The organism is Aquabacterium sp. (assembly GCF_016234775.1).
In the GTDB taxonomy this organism is placed as follows: domain Bacteria; phylum Pseudomonadota; class Gammaproteobacteria; order Burkholderiales; family Burkholderiaceae_C; genus Aquabacterium.
The window spans coordinates 1-19,786 of the sequence record NZ_JACRAH010000050.1 but is presented as its reverse complement, the minus strand read 5'-3'; the positions used below and the strand labels follow the sequence as shown (position 1 = coordinate 19,786).

21 protein-coding genes are annotated in these 19,786 nt (G+C 63.4%); 9 read left to right on the top strand and 12 right to left on the bottom strand.

All coding sequences use genetic code 11. The features are described 5' to 3' along the window. Positions 1 to 8 precede the first annotated feature (8 nt). Positions 9 to 977, bottom strand: a complete 969-nt coding sequence (gene rsgA / locus HY836_RS15635) for a ribosome small subunit-dependent GTPase A (protein WP_290677761.1) — start codon at positions 975 to 977, stop codon at positions 9 to 11. Next, complete coding sequence (locus HY836_RS15630) at positions 974 to 2,242, bottom strand: M48 family metallopeptidase (RefSeq protein ID WP_290677759.1); 1,269 nt, start codon at positions 2,240 to 2,242, stop codon at positions 974 to 976. The genes rsgA and HY836_RS15630 overlap by 4 nt, the downstream gene beginning before the upstream one ends. Before the next feature lie 139 nt (positions 2,243 to 2,381). Here HY836_RS15630 and orn point away from each other — a divergent pair, with 139 nt between their 5' ends. Further along, positions 2,382 to 2,972, top strand: a complete 591-nt coding sequence (gene orn, locus HY836_RS15625) for an oligoribonuclease (RefSeq protein ID WP_290677756.1) — start codon at positions 2,382 to 2,384, stop codon at positions 2,970 to 2,972. 18 nt (positions 2,973 to 2,990) lie between these two features. Then, positions 2,991 to 3,362, top strand: a complete 372-nt coding sequence (locus tag HY836_RS15620) for a cupin domain-containing protein (RefSeq protein ID WP_290677753.1) — start codon at positions 2,991 to 2,993, stop codon at positions 3,360 to 3,362. A gap of 3 nt (positions 3,363 to 3,365) precedes the next feature. Here the strand turns inward: HY836_RS15620 and HY836_RS15615 are convergent, their stop codons facing one another. The 4 genes from HY836_RS15615 to HY836_RS15600 form a co-directional block, all read right to left on the bottom strand. Further along, positions 3,366 to 3,974 (bottom strand): hypothetical protein, encoded by a 609-nt coding sequence (locus tag HY836_RS15615; RefSeq protein ID WP_290677750.1) that lies wholly within the window; start codon positions 3,972 to 3,974, stop codon positions 3,366 to 3,368. 150 nt (positions 3,975 to 4,124) lie between these two features. Next, entirely contained in the window at positions 4,125 to 4,517 is a 393-nt protein-coding gene (locus HY836_RS15610) for an MAPEG family protein (protein ID WP_290677747.1), read from the bottom strand. Between the two features lie 34 nt (positions 4,518 to 4,551). After that, on the bottom strand, positions 4,552 to 5,451 hold the full coding sequence (gluQRS, locus tag HY836_RS15605; RefSeq protein ID WP_290677745.1) for a tRNA glutamyl-Q(34) synthetase GluQRS: 900 nt from the start codon (positions 5,449 to 5,451) through the stop codon (positions 4,552 to 4,554). Beyond that, the gene (locus HY836_RS15600; protein ID WP_290677743.1) at positions 5,448 to 6,392 is read right to left on the bottom strand and encodes a LysR family transcriptional regulator; all 945 of its coding nucleotides are present in this window, start codon (positions 6,390 to 6,392) and stop codon (positions 5,448 to 5,450) included. Before HY836_RS15600 ends, gluQRS begins: the two co-directional genes overlap by 4 nt. Before the next feature lie 174 nt (positions 6,393 to 6,566). On the opposite strand from HY836_RS15600, the gene HY836_RS15595 reads away from it, so the two are divergent. Then, entirely contained in the window at positions 6,567 to 7,268 is a 702-nt protein-coding gene (locus tag HY836_RS15595) for a pirin family protein (protein ID WP_290677740.1), read from the top strand. Positions 7,269 to 7,299: 31 nt separating this feature from the next. On the opposite strand, the gene HY836_RS15590 is transcribed toward HY836_RS15595, so the two are convergent. After that, positions 7,300 to 8,166, bottom strand: a complete 867-nt coding sequence (locus HY836_RS15590; RefSeq protein WP_290677737.1) for a 23S rRNA (adenine(2030)-N(6))-methyltransferase RlmJ — start codon at positions 8,164 to 8,166, stop codon at positions 7,300 to 7,302. A 90-nt stretch (positions 8,167 to 8,256) separates the two neighbouring features. Here HY836_RS15590 and HY836_RS15585 point away from each other — a divergent pair, with 90 nt between their 5' ends. Next, positions 8,257 to 8,814: a flavodoxin family protein gene (locus HY836_RS15585; RefSeq protein ID WP_290677734.1), complete on the top strand. Its 558-nt coding sequence runs from the start codon at positions 8,257 to 8,259 to the stop codon at positions 8,812 to 8,814. A 90-nt stretch (positions 8,815 to 8,904) separates the two neighbouring features. Further along, on the top strand, positions 8,905 to 9,528 hold the full coding sequence (locus HY836_RS15580; RefSeq protein WP_290677731.1) for an NADPH-dependent FMN reductase: 624 nt from the start codon (positions 8,905 to 8,907) through the stop codon (positions 9,526 to 9,528). Between the two features lie 12 nt (positions 9,529 to 9,540). On the opposite strand, the gene HY836_RS15575 is transcribed toward HY836_RS15580, so the two are convergent. The 4 genes from HY836_RS15575 to HY836_RS15560 are packed head-to-tail and all read right to left on the bottom strand — an operon-like array spanning position 9,541 to position 13,790. Then, entirely contained in the window at positions 9,541 to 10,491 is a 951-nt protein-coding gene (locus HY836_RS15575; protein WP_290677728.1) for an alpha/beta hydrolase, read from the bottom strand. Positions 10,492 to 10,498: 7 nt separating this feature from the next. Then, complete coding sequence (locus HY836_RS15570; RefSeq protein WP_290677725.1) at positions 10,499 to 11,365, bottom strand: SDR family oxidoreductase; 867 nt, start codon at positions 11,363 to 11,365, stop codon at positions 10,499 to 10,501. An 11-nt stretch (positions 11,366 to 11,376) separates the two neighbouring features. Then, complete coding sequence (locus HY836_RS15565) at positions 11,377 to 12,279, bottom strand: alpha/beta hydrolase (protein WP_290677722.1); 903 nt, start codon at positions 12,277 to 12,279, stop codon at positions 11,377 to 11,379. Continuing rightward, on the bottom strand, positions 12,276 to 13,790 hold the full coding sequence (locus HY836_RS15560) for an NAD(P)/FAD-dependent oxidoreductase (protein WP_290677719.1): 1,515 nt from the start codon (positions 13,788 to 13,790) through the stop codon (positions 12,276 to 12,278). The genes HY836_RS15565 and HY836_RS15560 overlap by 4 nt, the downstream gene beginning before the upstream one ends. A 90-nt stretch (positions 13,791 to 13,880) precedes the next feature. Here HY836_RS15560 and HY836_RS15555 point away from each other — a divergent pair, with 90 nt between their 5' ends. Together HY836_RS15555 and HY836_RS15550 are read left to right on the top strand one after the other, a co-directional pair. Further along, positions 13,881 to 14,549, top strand: coding sequence for a TetR/AcrR family transcriptional regulator (locus HY836_RS15555; protein WP_290677717.1), 669 nt, complete (start codon positions 13,881 to 13,883; stop codon positions 14,547 to 14,549). A gap of 30 nt (positions 14,550 to 14,579) precedes the next feature. Continuing rightward, positions 14,580 to 15,149, top strand: coding sequence for an N-methyl-D-aspartate receptor NMDAR2C subunit (locus HY836_RS15550; protein ID WP_290677714.1), 570 nt, complete (start codon positions 14,580 to 14,582; stop codon positions 15,147 to 15,149). 36 nt (positions 15,150 to 15,185) lie between these two features. On the opposite strand, the gene HY836_RS15545 is transcribed toward HY836_RS15550, so the two are convergent. Beyond that, a complete protein-coding gene (locus HY836_RS15545) occupies positions 15,186 to 16,394 on the bottom strand; it encodes an alkane 1-monooxygenase (RefSeq protein WP_290677711.1) in 1,209 nt (402 codons plus the stop codon). A gap of 126 nt (positions 16,395 to 16,520) precedes the next feature. Between HY836_RS15545 and HY836_RS15540 the strand changes: the two genes are divergently transcribed. Continuing rightward, complete coding sequence (locus HY836_RS15540) at positions 16,521 to 17,567, top strand: AraC family transcriptional regulator (RefSeq protein WP_290677708.1); 1,047 nt, start codon at positions 16,521 to 16,523, stop codon at positions 17,565 to 17,567. Between the two features lie 31 nt (positions 17,568 to 17,598). Then, positions 17,599 to 19,786, top strand: a 2,188-nt coding sequence (gene dnaE, locus HY836_RS15535) for a DNA polymerase III subunit alpha (RefSeq protein WP_290677705.1), incomplete at its 3' end; no start/stop codon positions are given.

Here is a 19,786-nt window from a genome sequence, read left to right as displayed (position 1 = left end):
GGCGGTGCTTACCAGCGCGGCTGGCTCAGTTCCTCGTACAAGGCGGTGTACAGGCTCAAACGAATGGGGCTGACTTCACCGCGCTCCACTGCTGCCTGCACGGCGCAGCCTGGTTCCTGGCGATGCGTGCAGTTGTGGAAGCGGCAGTCGTTCATGTGCTTGGCGATGTCAGGCATCCAGCGCGCCAGTTCGGTGGGCGGGATGTGGTGCATGCCGAACTCCTGAAAGCCCGGCGAGTCGATCACGGCGGTGGTGCGCGTGTCGTCCAGCCAGTACCAGAGGCTGGAGGTGGTGGTGTGTTTGCCCGAGTTGAGCGCTTGCGAGATCTCTTGCGTTTCGGCTCGCGCGTTGGGCAGCAGGGTGTTGATCAGGGTGCTCTTGCCAGCGCCGGAGGGGCCCAGCACCAGGGTGGCCTTGCCATCCAGCAAGGGGCCGACCTGCGCGCGTGCGGCCTCTGTTTCTTGCTTCAAAGACAGTTCGACGACGCGGTAGCCCATGGCGCGGTAGGGCGCGAGGCGTTCCCGGGCGGCTGGTGCACCAGGCAAGTCGATCTTGTTGAGCACGATGATGGGCGGGATGCCGGCGGACTCGGCCGCAATCAGGGCGCGCGTGAGTTGAGACTCGCTGAACACGGGCTCCACGGCGATCCACATCAGCAACTGATCGAGGTTGGCCGCAAACGATTTGCTGCGCCATTCGTCCTGGCGGTAGAGCAGGCTCTTGCGCTCTTCCACGGCCACGATCACGCCTTCGTCGCCGCCGTCCAGCGTGTGTTGCCACAGCACGCGGTCACCCACCACGGCTTCGCTCTTCTTGCCGCGGGGATGGCAGATCAGGCGCTCGCCGTCTTCATCTTCCACCACGACGTGTCGGCCGTGCGTGGCCACCACCAGGCCCTTGCTGCACCCGCTGGTGTCGGCTGTCTTGCCGGGGCGACCGTGGCGTCCTTGTGGGGCGCCTTTGCCGTGGCGCTTCATGCTGAGGCCGCCATCGCAGCCAGTCGCTCGGAGGCGGGCGGGTGCGAATAGTAGAAGCGCACGTACATCGGATCAGGTGTCAGGGTGGACGAGTTGTCCTTGTACAGCTTGATCAGGGCCATGGCCAGATCCTGGCCGCTGGATTGCTGGCAGGCATAGGCGTCAGCCTGGTACTCGTCACGGCGCGAGAAGTAGGCGAACACGGGAGACACAAAGAACATGAAAGACGGCAAGGCCAGCATGAAGAGCAAGAGGGCCAGCGCATCATTCGGTGCGCCCAGGTTCGGCGACACACCCAGGCCCAGGTAGAAGCCTAACTGGCGCGACAGCCAGCCCAGCAAGGCAAAACCGGCCAGGCTCATCACGAACATCATGATCATGCGCTTGAGCACATGCTTGTGCTTGAAGTGGCCCAGCTCGTGCGCCAGCACGGCCTCAACCTCGCCGTGCGACAGTTTGTTGAGCAAGGTGTCGAAGAACACCACGCGCTTGGATGAACCCAGGCCGGTGAAGTAGGCATTGGCATGGGCCGAGCGGCGGCTGCCGTCCATCACGAAGAAGCCCTTGGCCTTGAAGCCACAACGTGTCATCAGGTCGGTCACGCGGGTGGCCAGGCCGTCGTCCTGCAAAGGCGTGAATTTGTTGAACAGCGGCGCGATGAAGATCGGGAAGATCACCATCAGCAGCAGGCTGAAGGCCACCCAGGCGGCCCAGGCCCACAGCCACCAGGCCTGACCAGCCGCCCCCATCAGCCACAAAATCAGCGCGGCAATCGGTGTACCGATGAGGATGCCGACGATCACTTGCTTGATCTGGTCGCCGATCCACATGCGCCAGGTCATGCGGTTGAAGCCGTGGCGTTGTTCGATGCGGAAGGTGTTCCAGGCGTCCATGGGCCATTCGATGACGGCACCGATGGCGGTGAAGGCACCCAGCAAGGCGAGCTGATAGGCCAGCCCGCCCCAACGCGGAAACACCGCGTCGCGCACGGCGTGGTTCAGGATATCGAGGCCGCCCAGTAGCGTCCAGCCCAGCAACACAGCCGTACTGATGGCGGTGTTGAGCAAGCCGAAGCGCAGCTTGTCCTGGGTGTAGTCGGCTGCGCGTTGGTGGCTGTGCAGGGTCACGTCCTTGCTGAACGCGCCTGGCACGGCAGCACGGTGCTGGGCCACAAAGCGGGCCTGGCGGGTGTCCAGCCAGAGTTTGGTCAGCAGGGAGGCGGTCACGAAGACCGCGAAAAGCAGGGTCAGATCACTGGGTTGCATGGGCGTCAGTGTACGTTTGCCGCACAATTGCCCGTTCGGGCTCGGCTGCATAGGCTGTCAAAAACAAAGTTTTTGACTTGTGCGGGTCCGTGATTTTCGTATGACAAGAACGGGGCGCCGACCCCAAGGACCTGCATTGATGAGCGACGCGCCGACTCCTGCCGCCGACAGCGCCCCTGCCGTGCTGAGCAAAAGCGACCAGAACCTGATCTGGATCGACCTGGAAATGACGGGTCTGAAGCCCGACAGCGATCGCATCATCGAGATCGCCGTGGTGGTGACGGATCCGCATCTGAGCATCCGCGTGGAAGGCCCGGTGTTCGCCATCCACCAGTCCGATGAGATGCTCAATGGCATGGACGCCTGGAACAAGGGCACACATGGCAAGAGCGGCCTGATCGATCGCGTCAAGGCCTCGACTGTCGATGAGGATCAGGCCGCCAAGGCCGTCATCGCCTTTCTCAAGCCCTACATCGGCAACAACAAGTCGCCCATGTGTGGCAATTCGATCTGCCAGGATCGCCGCTTTCTGGCGCGCTACATGCCCACGCTGGAGGCTTACTTCCATTACCGCAATCTGGATGTGAGCACGCTCAAGGAACTGGCCAAACGCTGGAAGCCTGGCCTGGCAGAGGGCTTCAAGAAAGCCCAGAAGCACACGGCACTGGCGGACATCCATGAATCGATCGACGAGCTCGCCTATTACCGCGAGCACCTCCTGGTCAAGTGAGAAGGGGTGGCAAAGATCATGTCGAGTCAGCCCGCGATCACGCGCTTTGATCAACCGGATACACCCGGCCGCATCGATCACCCCAGGCCTGATCGCCTGGAGCAGGGCGACCCACGCCGGGAAACCTGGACGCTGTACGAATCAGCCGATGGCCTGATGACGAGCGGCATCTGGGCCTGCGAGGTGGGGCGCTGGCGCATCGTCTTTCCTGCCAGCAAGGAGGAGTATTTCTTCGTGCTGGAGGGGTATGTGCGTCTGCACGATCAGGCCGGGCAAGCGGTGGACGTGCTGGCCGGCCAGGGTGCCGTGATCCCTGGCGGTTTTGAAGGCGCGTTCGAAGTGATCAGCCCGGTGCGCAAGCACTTCGTGGTGGTGGACCGCTCCGCTTGAGGCTCAAGGGGCCGGTGGCCTGGTGCAGTTGGTGGCGGCTGCGTCACTGCACGGGTTGACTTTTTCTGGCGCCACGCTGGAAGCTGGTGCGGATGCAGCAGCCAGTTGCACGGGTGGCTTGATCACGCAGCCTTGTGAGGCCGCGACGCCCTTGAGGAAGGCGCGGCGAATGGAGCCTGCCGAGATGGCGGCCGCCATCTTCCTGGAATGCCGCTCGGCACCAGACAGCTTGCGAACCCAACTTCGGAATGGCACCAACCCCTCTGCGGTGCGCTGAAGTGCACCGACAGCCGTGTTCTCTGCCGCATCGGTGCCGCGGTCCAGCAGGGACGGTTCGTCGGACTCTGGCGCATCCAGGTCGGCACCCAGTACGTCATCAAGCTGATGAACTTCCGTGACCACCATCGGGCAGCTACCGTCAGCGGGCTTGAGATAGGGCGCTTTGACGGCGTTTTGTAGCACCTCGGGAATCTCATCTCGAACGAGGTTGAGGTCGTTCAAGGGCGTCACGGCGGCCGTTGTCATCCGCGATTGCGTCTTGGAGACGCTCTTGGACGCGCACGCCGACAGCAGGACCACCAGGGCCAGTGTGCCAATGCGGACTGCGTTCATGGATGCACCTGTTGAAGCGGTTGAGGTCACGTTATCTCTTCAGATCATCAATGAGGGCGATCGTTCCCGGTGTCAAGGCGTCAGGTGATAAAGCAGGCGCCTGGTGGGCAATCTTTCACGCATTTTGCCTCGGGGTTGGCGCGATCTCGCTCAGTGGAACAACTGGGTGATGATCATGACGCCGCCACACCAGGCCGCAAACCAGACCAGCGTTCGCAGGTAGACGATGCCGGCCGTGTAGGCGATCAGGTGCGCCACACGCCCCCAGAAGAAGATGGTGGCGCCCAGCGCCGTGGTGGCGTTGGCCTTGCCTGCCACGTGGGCCACCAGCACCACGATGGCGAACGGTGCCAGGCTCTCCAGCAGGTTCAAGTGGGCACGAACGGCGCGCGTGGTCCAGTCGGGTACGGCCAGGTCCTTGTCGCGGTTGCCGGCAGACCATTGGAACCCGCCCGGTTGCAGAAAACGCCCCGAGCCATACAGGAAGGGGATGCCCAGGCATAGCAGGGCGGTATACGTCAGCATCCACAAGTCTGTGGTCATGGCATATCCCGGAGTTTGTCGTTGTGGCGGGATTTTATGCCTGCAGCGGGGGCCAACGATCTCGCCACTGCTCGACGGCTTCGGCCAGCCAGTCGCCTGGCGCAGAAGCTGGCGATGACAGGCCCAGCGCGGCGCCCGCAGCCTGCAGCGCGGCCAATGGTGAGCGCAGATCCAGCGCCTGGGCGCCGTTCTGCTTGGACAGTTTCTCGCCGTTGTCGCCCAGCACCAAGGGCGTGTGCAGATAGTGCGGTGTAGGCAGCCCCAGCCAGCGCTGAAGCAAGATCTGCCGAGGGGTGTTGTCGCACAGGTCGGCGCCGCGCACCACGTCGGTCACGCCTTGTGCTGCGTCATCTGCTACGACTGCGAGTTGGTAGGCCCACAGGCCATCGGCACGCTTGATCACGAAGTCGCCTACGGCGCTGGCCAGGTGCTGTTGCTGCGTGCCCAAGGCACGGTCCTGCCAGGTGAGCAGGTCATCGGGTGCATCGGGTACCTGCAGACGCCAGGCGCGCGCGGGCTTGCCATGGAGCCCGCCTTGGTCTGGGCGACAGGTGCCGGGGTAGACCAGATCACCATGGCGTTGTTTGGTCAGACCCAAGGCCGCATTGGCCTGGGCGATGTCGGCTCGGGTGCAGCCGCAGGGGTAGGCATGGTGGGCCGCGATCAACTGATCCAGGGCCTGTTGGTAGACCTCGCCACGCTGGCTTTGATAGAGCGGCGTCTCATCCGGGATCAGCCCACAGCGGGCCAGTTGCGCCAGGATGATCTGATCCGCGCCGGGGATGCATCGAGGCAGATCCACGTCCTCGATGCGAACCAGCCATCGGCCACCGTGGGCTCGCGCATCCAGCCAACTGGCCAGCGCCGCCACCAGCGAGCCCGCGTGCAAGGGCCCGGTGGGAGAGGGGGCAAAACGACCGACGTAGCCGCTCACAGAATCAGGCCCTCATGCAGATCCAGCAGCGCGCAGCGCGTGGTGGGGCTGGCGAGTTGGTGCAGCCACCAGGTCAGTGCCATGCCGGGTTGGGCGCCGCTTTGCCGCCAGGCGTAATGGGTGCGCACCACACGTGGCGGTGTGTCCACTTCCTTGCGGACCAGGCGGCCTGCCGCGATGTGGGGGCGCACCATGGGCTCGGGCAGGAAGCCACAACCCAGGCCGCGCAACTGCGCCTCCAGCTTGGCGGCCATGGAGGGCAGGGTCAGGACATCCTGGCCGGGCAGGATGCCGACCGTCATGGGCGTCAGGTCGCGCGCTGTGTCGGCCACGGCGATGATGCGGTGCTGGGCCAGGGTCGCCGAAGACAAGGGTTCGGGCGCCTGCGCCAGTGCGTGATGCGGTGCCACGGTCAACACGAAGTGATGCTCGCCGATGGCCTCGAAGCGGATGTCCTGGCTGGACACACGATCTGCGGCCACGCCAATGGCCAGATCCGCCTGGCCGGAGGCCAATGCCTCCCAGGTGCCAGTCATGACCTCGCTGCGCATGCGCAGGCGTGTGGGTGGCTTGAGCGCGTAAAACGCCTCCATCAGGTCGAACACGGCGTGCGGCGCAATGGCTTTGTCCACGGCCACGGTGAGCTCGGCCTCCCAGCCGGAGGCCACGCGTTGCACGCGGTTGGCCACGGCATTCATCTGCTGAAGCAGCAACAGGCCTTCGCGCAGCAGTTCTTCGCCGGCCGCCGTCATCTTCGCCTGGCGGCTGCGGCGGTCGAACAGCAGCACGTCCAGCGCGTCCTCCAGCTGTCGCACCGAATACGTCAGGGCAGAAGGCACCTTGCCCAGCTCGCGGGCCGCGGCGGCAAAGCTGCCGGTGCGCGCGATGGCCACCACCATTTCCAGGGCTTCGGGCGAGAGAGCGTGGGCGCGGTCCGTCATGGGGCGTGGGCCGAAAGTCCGGCGACTGTTCAAATTCCTTGAATGATGCCATCAGTGTGCCGCAGCGGCGAGCCGGGGTGGGCGACCTACAGTGAAACCCATGGCGAGACACCTGAACGCTTGTGTCAACGCCCCCGCAACGCCCCAGCAACGAAAGAGGAAAGGAGCCCCAACATGCTCACACTGCGCCGATCCGGTGAACGAGGTTATGCCGACCATGGCTGGCTGCAAAGCTTCCACAGCTTCTCCTTTGCCGAGTACCACGATCCGGCTCACATGGGTTTTGGCCCGCTGCGGGTGATCAATGACGATGTGATCGCCCCGGGGCGCGGCTTCGGCATGCATGGCCACCGCGACATGGAGATCGTGACCTATGTGCTGGAAGGCGATCTCGCCCACAAGGACAGCCTGGGCAATGGCGCCAGCATCCTGCCGGGTGATGTGCAACGCATGAGTGCCGGCAAGGGCATCCTGCACAGCGAGTTCAACCACGATCTGTACAAGCAGACCCATCTGCTGCAGATCTGGATCGAGCCCAACGAGCGTGGCCTGCGCCCCAGCTACGAGCAGAAGAACTTCAGTGCCGAAGACAAGCGCGGACGCTTGCGTCTGGTGGCTTCCCCGGATGGCCGCGAAGGCTCGGTCACCATCCACGCGGATGCCAGCTTGTCGGTGGGCTTGTTTGATGGTGCCGAGACGGCTGAGCTGGCCTTGAACCCGGCGCGCAAGGGCTATGTGCACGTGGCGCGCGGGCAGGTGGTGGTCAACGGTCAGGCGCTGAATGCGGGTGATGCGCTCAAGCTGGAAGGTGAATCCAGCCTGACGATCGCGCAGGGCCAGCAGGCCGAGGTGTTGTTCTTCGACCTGGCAGCCTGAGGCTCATCGCACCATGCTGCTCGGCCCGCTGTCAGCTTTGCTGCGCTTCCAGCGTGTAGGCGGCGTGCTCGTCCTGGCCAATGGTTTCGACCAGCCAGGGCAGCGCGTCGGCCAGTTGGTCGTACAGCGTCCAGGGCGGGTTGATGATGAACATGCCGGAGCCGAACAGGCCCTTGCCGCCTGGTTCGGCGGCCTTCACGCGCAGCGTGGCGTGCAGCCAGTCCACCTTGGGCAGCTCGGCCGCCAGGCGCTTGAGCTGTCCGGGCAGCTGCTGCGATTCGCGACGGGCCACTTCCGGATACCAGATCGCGTAGGTGCCGGTCGGGAACTTGGTGAGCGCTTCTTTCACGGTCTGCAGGACGCGGCGGTAGTCTTCCTTGAGCTCATAAGGCGGGTCGATGTGGACCAGCCCTCGGCGAGGCGGAGGCGGCAGGCAGCCTCGCAGGCTGGCAAAGCCGTCCGCGCACTGGATGCTGACGCCGCGCTTGACGGAGGCAAAGTGCCCCTCCAGCAGCTTGATTTCGGTGGGATGCAGTTCGAACAGGCGCAGGTGATCACCCTCGCGCAGCATTTGCGCGGCGATCTGGGGCGAGCCTGGGTACCAGCGCAGCGCGTCACCGTCGTTGCAGACGGCGATCTGGGCGATCAGGTCTCTGACGGCCTGGGGCGTGGATTTGTCCTTGCGGTGCTCCCACAGCGAGGTGATGCCGTCTTCGGCCTCGCCACTCTTGACCGCGTAGTTGCTGGCCAGGTCATACAGACCGCCGCCGGCATGGGTGTCCACCACCCAGAAAGGTTTGTCTTTCTTGAGCATGTGCTCAAGCAATTGCACCAAAACCATGTGCTTGAGCACATCGGCATGGTTGCCCGCGTGGAAGCCGTGTCTGTAACTGAACATCCCCCAAGGGTAGCGGTTTTATGCCGTTTTGCCCCACGGGGTCTGTGACTTTTTTCGTCGACCCATTTCTTTAACCCGATAGGACCCGCCATGAGCAAGAAGATCGTGATCGTGTATTTCAGCGGCTATGGCCATACCAAACGCATGGCCGAATCCGTGGCGCAAGGCGCCGGTGGCCAGTTGCTGGCCGTGGATGGCGAGGGCAATCTGCCCGAAGGTGGCTGGGAACAACTGGCCGCTGCGGACGCCATCATCATGGGCGCCCCTACCTACATGGGCAGCGTGCCCTGGCAGTTCAAGAAGTTCATTGATGCGTCGTCCAAACCCTGGTACAGCCAGGCCTGGAAGAACAAGATCGCAGCGGGCTTCACCAACTCGGCTTCGATGAACGGCGACAAGCTGTCCACGCTGCATTACCTGTTCACCCTGGCCATGCAGCACAGCATGATCTGGGTCGGCACCGGCCTGATGCCCAGCAACAGCAAGGCGGCCACGCGCAACGACGTGAACTACGTGGCCTCGTTCAGCGGCGCCATGGCCTCGACGCCCTCCGATGCCAGCGTGGATGAGATGCTGCCAGGTGACCTGGAAACCGCCCGTCTGTTTGGCGCGCGTGTGGCCGACGTGGCGGCGAAGTTCTCGGCCTGAAGGTGGACATCGGGTATCCGTGAACCGTGTCGCGTTCAGGTGCGCGCCGGTTTGCGGCAAGATGCAAGCTGTGTACATAGAAAGCGTTCCATGACTGCAAGCCTTTCCCCCCGTCCTGTCCGGTTGCTGGCCATCTCCGGCAGTGCCCGCCAAGGATCGCTCAATCGACAGTTGGTTGATCTGGCTGCCCGCAAGGCCCAAGCCTTGGGCGCCCAGGTCACGCATGTGGATTTGCGAGAGCTGGCGATGCCGGTTTATGACGATGACTGGGCGGCTGCCAATGGGAAACCGGCTGGCGCCGTGGCCTTGCGGGCGCTGTTTGCCGAGCACGATGGCTTGCTGCTCTCTTGCCCGGAATACAACGCGCTGCCCACGCCGCTGCTGATCAACAGCTTTGACTGGTTGTCGACCGTGCAGGCGCAGGATGGTTTGCCCTCAGGTGGTGGCGCCACCGCTGGCAAACCGGTCGGCCTGCTGGCTGCGTCGCCGGGCGCCTTGGGTGGCATCCGTGCCTTGCCCATCGTGCGCACTTATCTCAGCACCAACTTTGCGATGGTGGTGGTGCCAGAGCAATTGGCCTTGCCTCACGCTGATCAGCAACTGGATGCCTTGTCTGGCGAGGTGGTGCTGAAAAAGCCCGAACTGGATCAGGTGCTCGACAAGGTCGTGGCTTCGGTGATCCGTCAGGCGGCCTGGCGCCTGGCCGCGGCGTGATCCAACTGGTCGTCAGTTGGTGGCGGCCAGAAATTCCTGAAACACCTTCAGCGTGGCCTGGGGGTTTTCTTCCTGCGGCAGATGGCCCAGACCCGGGAAGGTCACGAGTTTGCAGCGCGGGATATCGCGGCAAAACAGATTGCCCTGATCCGGCGAAATCATCTCGTCCTTTTCGCCCCACATGACCAGCGTGGGCTGTTGCACGCGGCGGATCAAGGGCGAGTTGCTGCCAAATTGCGCCTGATCCATGCGCTGGAACAGGGCGCGGCGGTTGCCCACGCGCAGGTTGAGTTCGAAGTAGCGGTCCACCTTGTCCTTGGTGGCTTTGGCCGGATCACCGAACACACTGCGCACGCTGGCTTCGACCAGCGAACGCGGCAGGATGCGCTCGGCCACCCAGCGCAGGCCCCGCATGCTGGCAATCTGGAAGGCAATCGGCATGGACAGCACCGAGGGCTGGTAACCATCCGAATCGATCAGCACCAGTTTGCGCACGCGCTCGGGCGCCAGCACGGCCGTCTGCCAGGCCACTTCACCACCCAGCGCATTGCCCACCAGGATCACGCGGCGCAGGCTCAAGGTGTCGAGCAGGCGCAGCACGAAGCGGGTATAGGTGTCGATGCGGTAGTCGCCCTGTGGGCTGGGGCCGGTCAGGCCAAAGCCGGGCAAGTCGACGCTGATGACGCGGTGCTTGCCTTGCAAGGCTGCTTGCCAGTCTTCGTAAGTGTGCAGGCTGGACGACATGCCGTGCAGCAACACGATGGGGTAGGGGTCGTCACGCGGGCCTGTGTCCCGCATGTGCACCTGCATGCCATCGAGTTCTACAAAGCTGGATGGCTCGGGCGCCCAACGCGCCACGAGATCGCCCAGTTGCCGGTCAGTCTCCCAGGTCGCCCAGACGGAAATCGCCAGACCGATGCCCAGAAGGACGGCACTCCACCAAAGTCGTTTCAGCCACTTCATGCACGCATCATGCCGCGCTTCTGGCGCCCTGGCGCGGTTTGTTCATCTTGCGCAACTGGCGCATCACGAGCACTTGATAGGCCGAGCCACAAATGCGGACGACCTTGTCCAGCATCTTGGCGTCGTTGCCAACCAGCACGCGGCGCTCGTTTTTCTCGACGGCAGCCAGGATCTGCAGGGCGGCCGATTCGGCCGTGGTGACGTTGATCAGCTTGTTGGCGCGGCGCTTTTGCTGCTCTTCGGTGGTGCCGGTGAGCTTTTCCATGATCGGATCAACCTTGCCGGCCATCGCGATGTTGGTGGCAATGCCGCCCGGGTGCACGCAGGTGGCGCTCACAGGGGCGCCTTCCATTTCCAGCTCCATGCGCAGCGCTTCGGTGTAGCCGCGCACCGCGAACTTGGTGGCGTTGTAGGTGCCTTGCGTGGGCACGGCCATCAGGCCGAACAGGCTGGAGGTGTTGATGATGTGGCCATCACCGGATGCCTTCAGGTGTGGCAGGAAAGCCTGGGTGCCGTAGACCACGCCCCAGAAGTTGATGCCCATGATCCACTCGAAATCGCTGATCTTGACGTGCTCCAGCGTGGTGGTCAGCGCCACGCCGGCGTTGTTGAAGATCAGGTTGACCTTGCCGTGGTCACGCACCACTTGCTCGGCCCAGTCATAGACGGCTTCGCGCTTGGCCACGTCCAGCTTTTGCACGGTGACGCGCACACCGAACTTGCCGGCCATTTCAGCGGTCTTGACCAGTTCGGTCTCGTTGACGTCGCTCAGTGCCAGGTGGCAACCGCGGCGAGCCAGTTCCAGCGCCAGCGTGCGGCCCATGCCGGATGCAGCGCCCGTGATGGCGGCGACTTTGTTCTTGAATGACTTCATGTGGTGGCTCCTCAGCGGGTGACGCGGGCGATGAAGGCGCCGCATTCTTTCAGGGTCTGGCGTGCTTCAGGCAGCATCACCATCGTGGGCCACACATGGGGCATCTTGGCCTTGAGGTGCAGCTCGCTCTTGACGCCCTGTTGCTGGGCGCGTTCGTGCAGACGGGTGGAGTCGGCCAGCAGGATCTCGTGCTTGCTGGCGTGGATCATCAAAGGCGGCAGGCCCTTGAGATCGGCAAACAGCGGCGAGGCCAGCGGCGTGTTGGCGGGCTTGCCGTTCAGGTACAGCGCAGCGGCCTCCGGCAGGGATTCGGGGTTGAACATCACGTCCACATCGGCGAGGGACTTCATGGTGTCGCCTGAGCAGGTCAGGTCGCTCCAGGGTGAGAACAGCACGGCGCCAGCCGGCAGCGGCAGACCTTGGTCGCGCGAGGCCAGCATGCAGGCCAGCGCCAGGCCGCCGCCGGCGGAGTCGCCACCGAACACCACGGATTTCGGGTCGATGCCCTTGTTGAGCAGCTCCTTCCACCAGGCCACAGCATCGTCCACGGCAGCGGGGAAGACGTTTTCCGGCGCCATGCGGTAGTCCACCGACAACACCTGGGCTTCGGCCGTGCGGGCCAGGTAGGCGCAGGTGGGACGGTGCGTTTCCAGGCCGCAGAAGAAATAGCCGCCGCCGTGGAAGTACAGCACCGTGCGCTTAGGCGCAGCCACGCTCAACCATTCTGCCGAGCACAGCGAGTTGGCTGGTTGAGCCGCCACCGGCGTGTGCTTGATGCTCTTGGGGGGCGGCGGGTTGCGTTTGGCCACCTTGTTGACCATGTGGCGCGCCTTCTGCACGTTCAAGGGGCCGCGACCGGCGCGCTTGAACTGATGGCGCAGAACCATGTTGGCAATGATGGATTGGATGCTCATGCTCGCTCGGTGTTGTAGGTGTTGAGATTGAAACGACGGGTCTTCAAACGGTAGGCAAATGTAAACCCGGGCCACAGGGTCGTGTTGCGCCCCTTGTCGTCGAGGTACCAGCTCTTGCAGCCGGAGTTCCACACGGTCTTCTTGAGATCGGCCTGCACGTCGTCCACAAAGCGCTGCTGGGCCTGTGGCTTGACTTCCAGCGCCTTGATGCGGCGCTCTTTCATGGTCTTGATCGCCTCGACGATGTAGTGCGCCTGCGATTCGATCATGAAGACCATGGAGTTGTGACCCAGGCCGGTGTTGGGCCCCATCAGCATGAAGAAGTTGGGGAAGCCTGCCACGGACATGCCCATATAGGCCTCGGCGCCTTGCTTCCACACATCCGCCAGGTCGGCACCACCCTTGCCGAACACGGCCTTGGGCGGGATCGGGTCCTGCACCTTGAAGCCGGTGCCGAAGATGATGGCGTCCACCTCGTGCTCGCGGCCGTCCTGGGTGCGCACGCCGCGGGGCGTGATGGCCTGGATGCCATCGGTCACGACCTCCACATTGGTCCGAGCCAGCGCGGGGTAGTAGTTGTTGGAGATCAGCAGGCGCTTGCAGCCGGGGGTGTAGTCGGGCGTGAGCTTGGCGCGCAGGGCCGGGTCCTTGATGGCCTGGGCGATCTTGTGTTTGCCCACCTTGGCCACCAGCTTCATCCACTCGGGCTTGAACTTGAAGGCCAGGAAGCGGGCTTCCAGCGTCCAGTACAGCTTGGTACGGGCGATCTTCTGGCGCCAGGGGTTGGCTGCAAAGTCGGCCTTTTCTTCCGGCTTGATGGGGCGGTCCATCTTGGGCACGACCCAGGGCGGGGTGCGCTGGAAATAGGTGAGGTGATCCACCTTGGGCGCAATCGCCGGCACGAACTGGATGGCGCTGGCACCGCTGCCAATCACGGCTACGCGCTTGCCGGTCAGGTCGTAGTCGTGGCGCCAGGTGGCGGAGTGGAAGGTGGTGCCCTCGAAGCTGTCCAGGCCTTTGAGGTCGGGGATGGCCGGGTTGCTCAGGCCCCCCATACCGGAGACCAGCACATCGGCTTCGAACACGCGGCCGTCTTCGGCCTGGACGGTCCACACCTTGCGGGCCTCGTCATAGCGCGAGGACGTGATGTTGGCGTGGAAGCGGATGTGGCGCAGCAGGTCGTACTTGGTGGCGACGTGCTTGAGGTAGGCGTAGATCTCGGGCTGTGGCGCGTACATGCGCGACCAGTTCGGGTTGGGCTCGAACGAGAAGGAGTACAGGTGCGACTCCACGTCGCAGGCGCAACCGGGGTAGGTGTTGTCACGCCAGGTGCCGCCCACGTCGCTGGCGCGCTCCAGCAACACAAAGTCGTCCTCGCCGTTTTCACGGAGTTTCACGCCCATGCACAGGCCCGAAAATCCGGTTCCGACAACGATGATGCGGTGGCGTTCGATGCCCGTGCCAGGGTTCTGACTGGCTGTGGCCGCTGGTTTGAATTCGTTTGGCTTCATGTGGCGATCAAAGTGAAAACACCTTGATTTGTGACAAGGATTCTTGTCAGAATATCTTTGACAATGATCCATGTCAATATAGGGATTCCTATGGACGCAGCCATTTCCGACTCCTCCCCCCCGAACAAGCGCCGCTATGGCGGCGTCCTGCCCGAAGAGCGCCAGCGCCTTCGGCGTGCCAAGCTCATCGAGGGCGCGCTGGAGGTGTTCGGGACCAAAGGCTTTCACGCCACGACCGTGCGCGAGGTCTGCGTGGCGGCGCACTTGACGGAGCGCTACTTCTACGAATCCTTCAAGACCTTGCCGCAGCTTTTCCTGGCCACCTACGCCGAACTGCGCGCGCAGTTGATGGACTTGACGCTCGCGTCGATCAAACAGGCCGAGCAGACGCCGCTGGGCATGCTGGAGCCCGCCATGCGCGTGTTCCTGGAGTTCATCCGCGACGACCCCCGCCGTGGCCGCGTGATGCTGGTGGATTCACTGGGCGTGAATGACGAAGTGGCCGCCATGAGCGGGGCCACCGCGCGTGACTACTCCACCATGATGCGTCAGCACCTGCACCTGCTGGTGCCCAAAGAACGCGCCGACGAGATCAACCTGGATCTGCTGGCCGACGGCATGATCGGCCTGAACGTGCTGCTGGCCTCACGCTGGATGCAGGACGGCTTTGCCGAACCCATCGACAAAGTGGTCAAGACCAATCTGCTGCCGTATCAAGGCTTGTTGTCCCTGGTGGGGGCGGCGCCCAGGCGGGCTTGAACCTGTAGCCAGGCCTGCTATGGTGGCGGCATGCTTGAAGCCATCCGCCAGCAACTGACCCAGCGCTACGAAGAGCCCCATCGTGCCTATCACGGCATGGCCCATATCGAGGCCTTGCTGCAAGGGCAACTGGCGCATCGGGATCTCATCCGGGATCACCAGGCCGTGATGCTGGCGATCTGGTTCCACGATGCGGTGTATGACACCCACCAGCACGACAACGAAGAACGCAGTGCCTTGCTGGCCGGCGACATGCTGGCGCAAGCCGGTGCTTCGCCAGCCCTGATCGACTCGGTGCAGCGCAAGGTACGCGCCACGCATCGCCATGAGTGGACCGATGGCGACACGGACACGGCGGTGTTCCTCGATCTGGATCTGGGCATCCTGGCTGCGTCTCCTGACGCGTATGACCGCTATGCCGGGCAGGTTGCCCAGGAGTACAACTGGGTGCCCGAACAGGCTTACAAGGCGGGGCGGGCCAAGGTCCTGCAAGCCTTTGTGGATCGGCCTCAGGTCTATTTCACCCCAGCCTTGCAGGCACTGTGGGAAGACCAGGCCCGCGCCAACCTGCAACGTGAAATCGCCACGCTGACGGCTTGACCATCAACGCGGCGTCAGGCGTGAATGCCCGGGTGATCAGGCTTGCTTGGCAGCGGCCTGGCCAGCACTTGATTCCTTCAGACCGAACTGGCGCATCAGCTTGGCGCGCTTGGCTGGCAGGAAGTTGATGCGGTCCACCTCACCACCGGTGGCGGCAATCACGCGCTTGTCCATCACGGCAAACCAGATCGGTGGCACATAGGCGGCCAGGAACATGCCGAAGTAGCCGGAGGGCAGGGTGGGCAGTTCAGGGAAGTTGCGCAGGGACTGGTAGCTGCGGGTCGGGTTGGCGTGGTGATCCGAGTGGCGCTGCAGATGAAACACGACCAGGTTGGACACGATGTGGTTGCTGTTCCAAGAGTGGTGCGGCTGGCAGTGCTCGTATCGACCATCGGCCTTCTTCAGACGCGACAGGCCATAGTGTTCGATGTAGTTGGCCGAGGTCAGCTGGAAGGCGCCCCAGAAGGCCACGACAGCCAGGATAGGGATCATCTGCGTGCCGAAGGCCCATGTCAGGCCACCATACAGCAAGGCAGTGACCAGGCCGGCTTGCACGATCTCGTTGTCGATGCTCCAGACGGATTTGCCAAGGCGATCGAGGCGCTCGGTTTCCAGGTCCCAGGCGCGGAAGAAGGCGCCTGGCAGTTCACGGAACATGAAGCGGTAGATCGTCTCGCCCATCTTGGACGATGCCGGATCTTCCGGCGTGGCCACATGGCGATGGTGACCGCGGTTGTGCTCGATCGAGAAGTGACCGTAGCCGCCGAGCGCCGAATTGAACAGGCCCATCTTGCGGCCGATCCAGTCCTTCTTGTGGCCCAGTTCGTGGCTCAGGTTCAGGCCAAAGCCCAGCATGGAGCCGGTGACGATGGTGGTGGCCAGCCAGCTGTACCAGGGCAGGTCGTGCGTAGCCAGGAAGACCACGTTGAACAGCAGGCTGCACCATAGCACCGGCACCACGGCATAGTTGATCCAGCGGTAGTAGCCATCAGCCTCCAGGCGGGGCACGGCGGCTTCGGGCGGATTGCTCAGGTCTTCGCCCATGATGGCGTCCATCAGCGGGATGCCGATGTAGAACGCGATGAGGCTGGCGAAGAACCACAGGGGGTGGGTGTAGCCCTGCAGATAAGCCACGGGGCCGATCACAACAGCGGCAGGTGCCATCACCGACAGCAGCCACATGGCTTTCTTGCGGTCACGGTAGCTGGCGGGGTCTTGCGCATGCAAGGGCAGAACGGTACTCATTGATGTGTCTCCTCAGTTCCTTGAACCATGACGAGACTGTGCGTTTTTCGTCCTCGACGCGACACCGCTTGTGCTGGCAGAATATCGTCATTTGGTGACACGCGCACCCGGCACGAAAGGACTGACATGCATGCGCCAGTAGATTGGCTCAAGCCGTCCATGCATCCGGTTTACGCGCGCCTGATCTGTGCGGAGCTGCGGCGTCGCGGCTTCTCCGAAGAAGAGATCCTGCAAGGCACGCGCCTGAACTGGGCGGAGCTGCATGGCAGCAACCTGTTTCTGAGCTTCGAGCAGGCGCGCCGTCTGATCGTGCGGGCCATCGAGTTGACCCAATGCCCCTGGCTGGGCCTGGCGGTTGGTCAGACCACGCAGTTGTCCGCGCATGGGGCGGTGGGCTATGCCGGCATGGCCGCCAGCAATGTGGGTGAAGTGATGATGCTGCTGCAGCGCTTTGCCGATGTGCGTCAGCGTCTGGGGCGTTTTGATGTCGACACGCGTGGTGGCTTTGCGATCACCTTGACCGAGGTGATCTCGGCACCTGAGGTCCGTGAATACCTGATCGGCCACATTGCGGCAGGTTTGTTGCGCCTGATGGAAACCATCACCGGGCAGGACCTGCTGGGACGCATCACCATTCATTGGCCTTTTGCGGAGCCGCTCTGGGCGCAGCACTACCGGGACTTCTGTCCGCAAAGCGAGTTTGGTTCAGAGCAGCTTCGCATCGAGATGCCGCCCGATTTGCTCACCTGCCCCAGCTTGGCGCCTGATCCGGAGGCTTATCGCACGGCACTGCGTGACTGCGAACGCCAGCTCAGTCAGATCCAACTGGGGACGGTGACCACGCGCGTTCAGCGTCGCTTGCTCGGTTGTGATGGCAGTTATCCATCTTTGGAGCAAATGGCAGAGATGGAGCACGTGTCCGTGCGCACGCTCATTCGCCATTTGCGCGAAGAGGGTATGACCTACCAGCGATTGCTGGATGGCGTGCGGGAGGAGCTCGCCTGCTGGTTGCTCGTTCATACGGGCTTGAGCGTAGAGGCTGTCGCGGAGAAACTCGGATATCAGGACACCTCCAACTTCAGCCGGACCTTCAGGCGTTGGTTGGGCGTCACGCCGCGTGATTTCCGGCAAGCCAGGGTAGATCAGAAGGCCGTTGACGCGCCATCTGCCTGAATCCAGGGCCGGGGCTTCTTACAATGCCCGGATGCCTTTCGTACACCTGCGCTCCCACACCGAATTTTCAGTCGTTGACGGTACCGTCCGCATCGACGACCTGGTCAAGGCTGCGGCCAAGGATAACCAGCCTGCGGTCGCGGTGACCGACCTGAGCAACCTGTTCGGGGCGCTCAAACTCTACAAAAGCGCGCAGAAGAAGGGCGTTCAACCCATCATCGGTGCCGATGTGTGGGTGGAGCCTGATGATGCCGGCAAGGCCCCAACCCGCCTCTTGCTGCTGATCCAGAACCGCAAGGGCTATCTGCGCCTGTGTGAACTGCTGGGCGAGGCCTGGACGGCGCCGGGGCAGCGCTCGCACGCCTGGGTGCATTGGGCCTCCCTGGCTGCCAACAACGAAGGCTTGATCTGCCTGTCAGGTGCCGAAATGGGCATGGTGGGGCAGGCCTTGTTGATGGGTGATGTGGCCAAGGCCGAGGCCCAGGCCCGCAAGCTGGCCGAGACCTTCCCCAAGCGCTTCTACATCGAACTGCAACGCGCCGGGCACAGCACCAACGAGCCCTACATCCGCGATGCCGTGCCCCTGGCCGCGCGCCTGCAGCTGCCCGTGGTGGCCACTCATCCCATCCAGTTCCAGGAGCCTGATGACTTTCAGGCGCACGAGGCACGCACCTGCATCGCCGAAGGCGAGACCCTGGGCAACCCCAAGCGTGTCAAGCGCTTCACGCGCGATCAGCACTTCAAGACCACGGCCGAGATGGCCGCCTTGTTTGCCGACATCCCTTCGGCCATCACCAACACGCTGGCCATTGCCCGCCGTTGCTCGCTGACCCTGGTGCTGGGCAAGCCACAGCTGCCCAACTTCCCTACGCCCATCATGACCGATGGGCCACACAAGGGTGAGCCCCAGCCGATGGCGGACTACTTCCGCGAGCTGTCGCACGAAGGCTTGAACGAGCGCCTCATTCACCTCTTTCCTGATGAGGCCGAGCGAGAGAAGCAGCGCCCCACCTATGTCGAGCGCCTGGACTTCGAGATCAACACGATCTTGAACATGGGCTTCCCTGGTTACTTCCTGATCGTGCAGGACTTCATCAACTGGGCCAAGAACAACGGCTGCCCTGTGGGCCCGGGCCGGGGCTCCGGTGCCGGCTCGCTGGTGGCTTACGCGCTCAAGATCACGGACCTGGACCCGCTCAAGTACAACCTGCTGTTCGAGCGCTTCCTGAACCCCGAACGGGTGTCGATGCCTGACTTCGACATCGACTTCTGCCAGGGCAACCGCGACCGCGTCATTGACTACGTGAAGGACCGTTACGGCCGCGACGCCGTCTCGCAGATCGCCACCTTCGGCACCATGGCCGCCAAGGCCGCGCTGCGTGACGTGGGTCGCGTGCTGGGCATGGGCTATGGCCATGTGGACAGCATCGCCAAGCTGATCCCGGCGCCTCCGGGCAAGAGCGTGACGCTGGCCAGGGTGCCGGCCGAGCCTGATCCCGGCATCATCTACGCCCGCAAGGAAGCGCCCGAGCTGGAGGAGCGCGAGAAGGCCGAAGAAGAAGTGGCCTCGCTGCTCGAACTCGCCATGCGCGTGGAAGGCATGGTGCGCAACATCGGCATGCACGCCGGGGGTGTGCTGATCGCGCCGGGCAAGATCACCGACTTCTGCCCGCTGTACATGCAGCCCGGCAGCGACTCGGCCGTGAGCCAGTACGACAAGGATGACGTCGAGGCCATCGGCCTGGTGAAGTTTGACTTCCTGGGCCTGGCCACGCTGACCATTCTGGAGCTGGCCAAGGACTACATCGTTGCGCGCCACCCGGATCAGAAGGACTTCGATTTCGCCAAGATCCCGCTCGATGACGCCGCCGCCTACCGGCTGCTGTCAGAAGGCAAGACCGTGGCCGTGTTCCAGCTTGAATCCCGCGGGATGCAGGGCATGCTGCGAGACGCCAAGCCCAGCGTCTTCGAGGACATCATTGCGCTGGTGGCGCTGTACCGACCAGGTCCGATGGACCTGATCCCCTCGTTCTGTGCCCGCAAGCACGGGCGTGAAGAGGTGGACTATCCGCACCCGCTGATGGAGTCCGTGCTCAAGGAGACCTACGGCATCATGGTCTACCAGGAGCAGGTGATGCAGGTGGCCCAGAAGGTGGGGGGCTACTCGCTCGGCGGCGCCGACATGCTGCGCCGCGCGATGGGCAAGAAGAAGGTCGAGG

Excerpts from the sequence above, each read along its gene's own strand:
- HY836_RS15575 (WP_290677728.1), bottom strand. The coding sequence starts at position 10,491 with ATGAAGTGGCTGAAACGACTTTGGTGGAGTGCCGTCCTTCTGGGCATC.
- HY836_RS15570 (WP_290677725.1), bottom strand. The coding sequence starts at position 11,365 with ATGAAGTCATTCAAGAACAAAGTCGCCGCCATCACGGGCGCTGCATCC.
- rsgA (WP_290677761.1), bottom strand. The coding sequence starts at position 977 with ATGAAGCGCCACGGCAAAGGCGCCCCACAAGGACGCCACGGTCGCCCC.
- orn (WP_290677756.1), top strand. The coding sequence starts at position 2,382 with ATGAGCGACGCGCCGACTCCTGCCGCCGACAGCGCCCCTGCCGTGCTG.
- HY836_RS15600 (WP_290677743.1), bottom strand. The coding sequence starts at position 6,392 with ATGACGGACCGCGCCCACGCTCTCTCGCCCGAAGCCCTGGAAATGGTG.
- HY836_RS15620 (WP_290677753.1), top strand. The coding sequence starts at position 2,991 with ATGTCGAGTCAGCCCGCGATCACGCGCTTTGATCAACCGGATACACCC.
- HY836_RS15555 (WP_290677717.1), top strand. The coding sequence starts at position 13,881 with ATGGACGCAGCCATTTCCGACTCCTCCCCCCCGAACAAGCGCCGCTAT.
- HY836_RS15630 (WP_290677759.1), bottom strand. The coding sequence starts at position 2,242 with ATGCAACCCAGTGATCTGACCCTGCTTTTCGCGGTCTTCGTGACCGCC.
- HY836_RS15545 (WP_290677711.1), bottom strand. The coding sequence starts at position 16,394 with ATGAGTACCGTTCTGCCCTTGCATGCGCAAGACCCCGCCAGCTACCGT.
- HY836_RS15615 (WP_290677750.1), bottom strand. The coding sequence starts at position 3,974 with ATGAACGCAGTCCGCATTGGCACACTGGCCCTGGTGGTCCTGCTGTCG.
- HY836_RS15560 (WP_290677719.1), bottom strand. The coding sequence starts at position 13,790 with ATGAAGCCAAACGAATTCAAACCAGCGGCCACAGCCAGTCAGAACCCT.
- HY836_RS15550 (WP_290677714.1), top strand. The coding sequence starts at position 14,580 with ATGCTTGAAGCCATCCGCCAGCAACTGACCCAGCGCTACGAAGAGCCC.
- HY836_RS15565 (WP_290677722.1), bottom strand. The coding sequence starts at position 12,279 with ATGAGCATCCAATCCATCATTGCCAACATGGTTCTGCGCCATCAGTTC.
- HY836_RS15595 (WP_290677740.1), top strand. The coding sequence starts at position 6,567 with ATGCTCACACTGCGCCGATCCGGTGAACGAGGTTATGCCGACCATGGC.
- HY836_RS15610 (WP_290677747.1), bottom strand. The coding sequence starts at position 4,517 with ATGACCACAGACTTGTGGATGCTGACGTATACCGCCCTGCTATGCCTG.
- HY836_RS15590 (WP_290677737.1), bottom strand. The coding sequence starts at position 8,166 with ATGTTCAGTTACAGACACGGCTTCCACGCGGGCAACCATGCCGATGTG.
- HY836_RS15585 (WP_290677734.1), top strand. The coding sequence starts at position 8,257 with ATGAGCAAGAAGATCGTGATCGTGTATTTCAGCGGCTATGGCCATACC.
- HY836_RS15580 (WP_290677731.1), top strand. The coding sequence starts at position 8,905 with ATGACTGCAAGCCTTTCCCCCCGTCCTGTCCGGTTGCTGGCCATCTCC.
- HY836_RS15540 (WP_290677708.1), top strand. The coding sequence starts at position 16,521 with ATGCATGCGCCAGTAGATTGGCTCAAGCCGTCCATGCATCCGGTTTAC.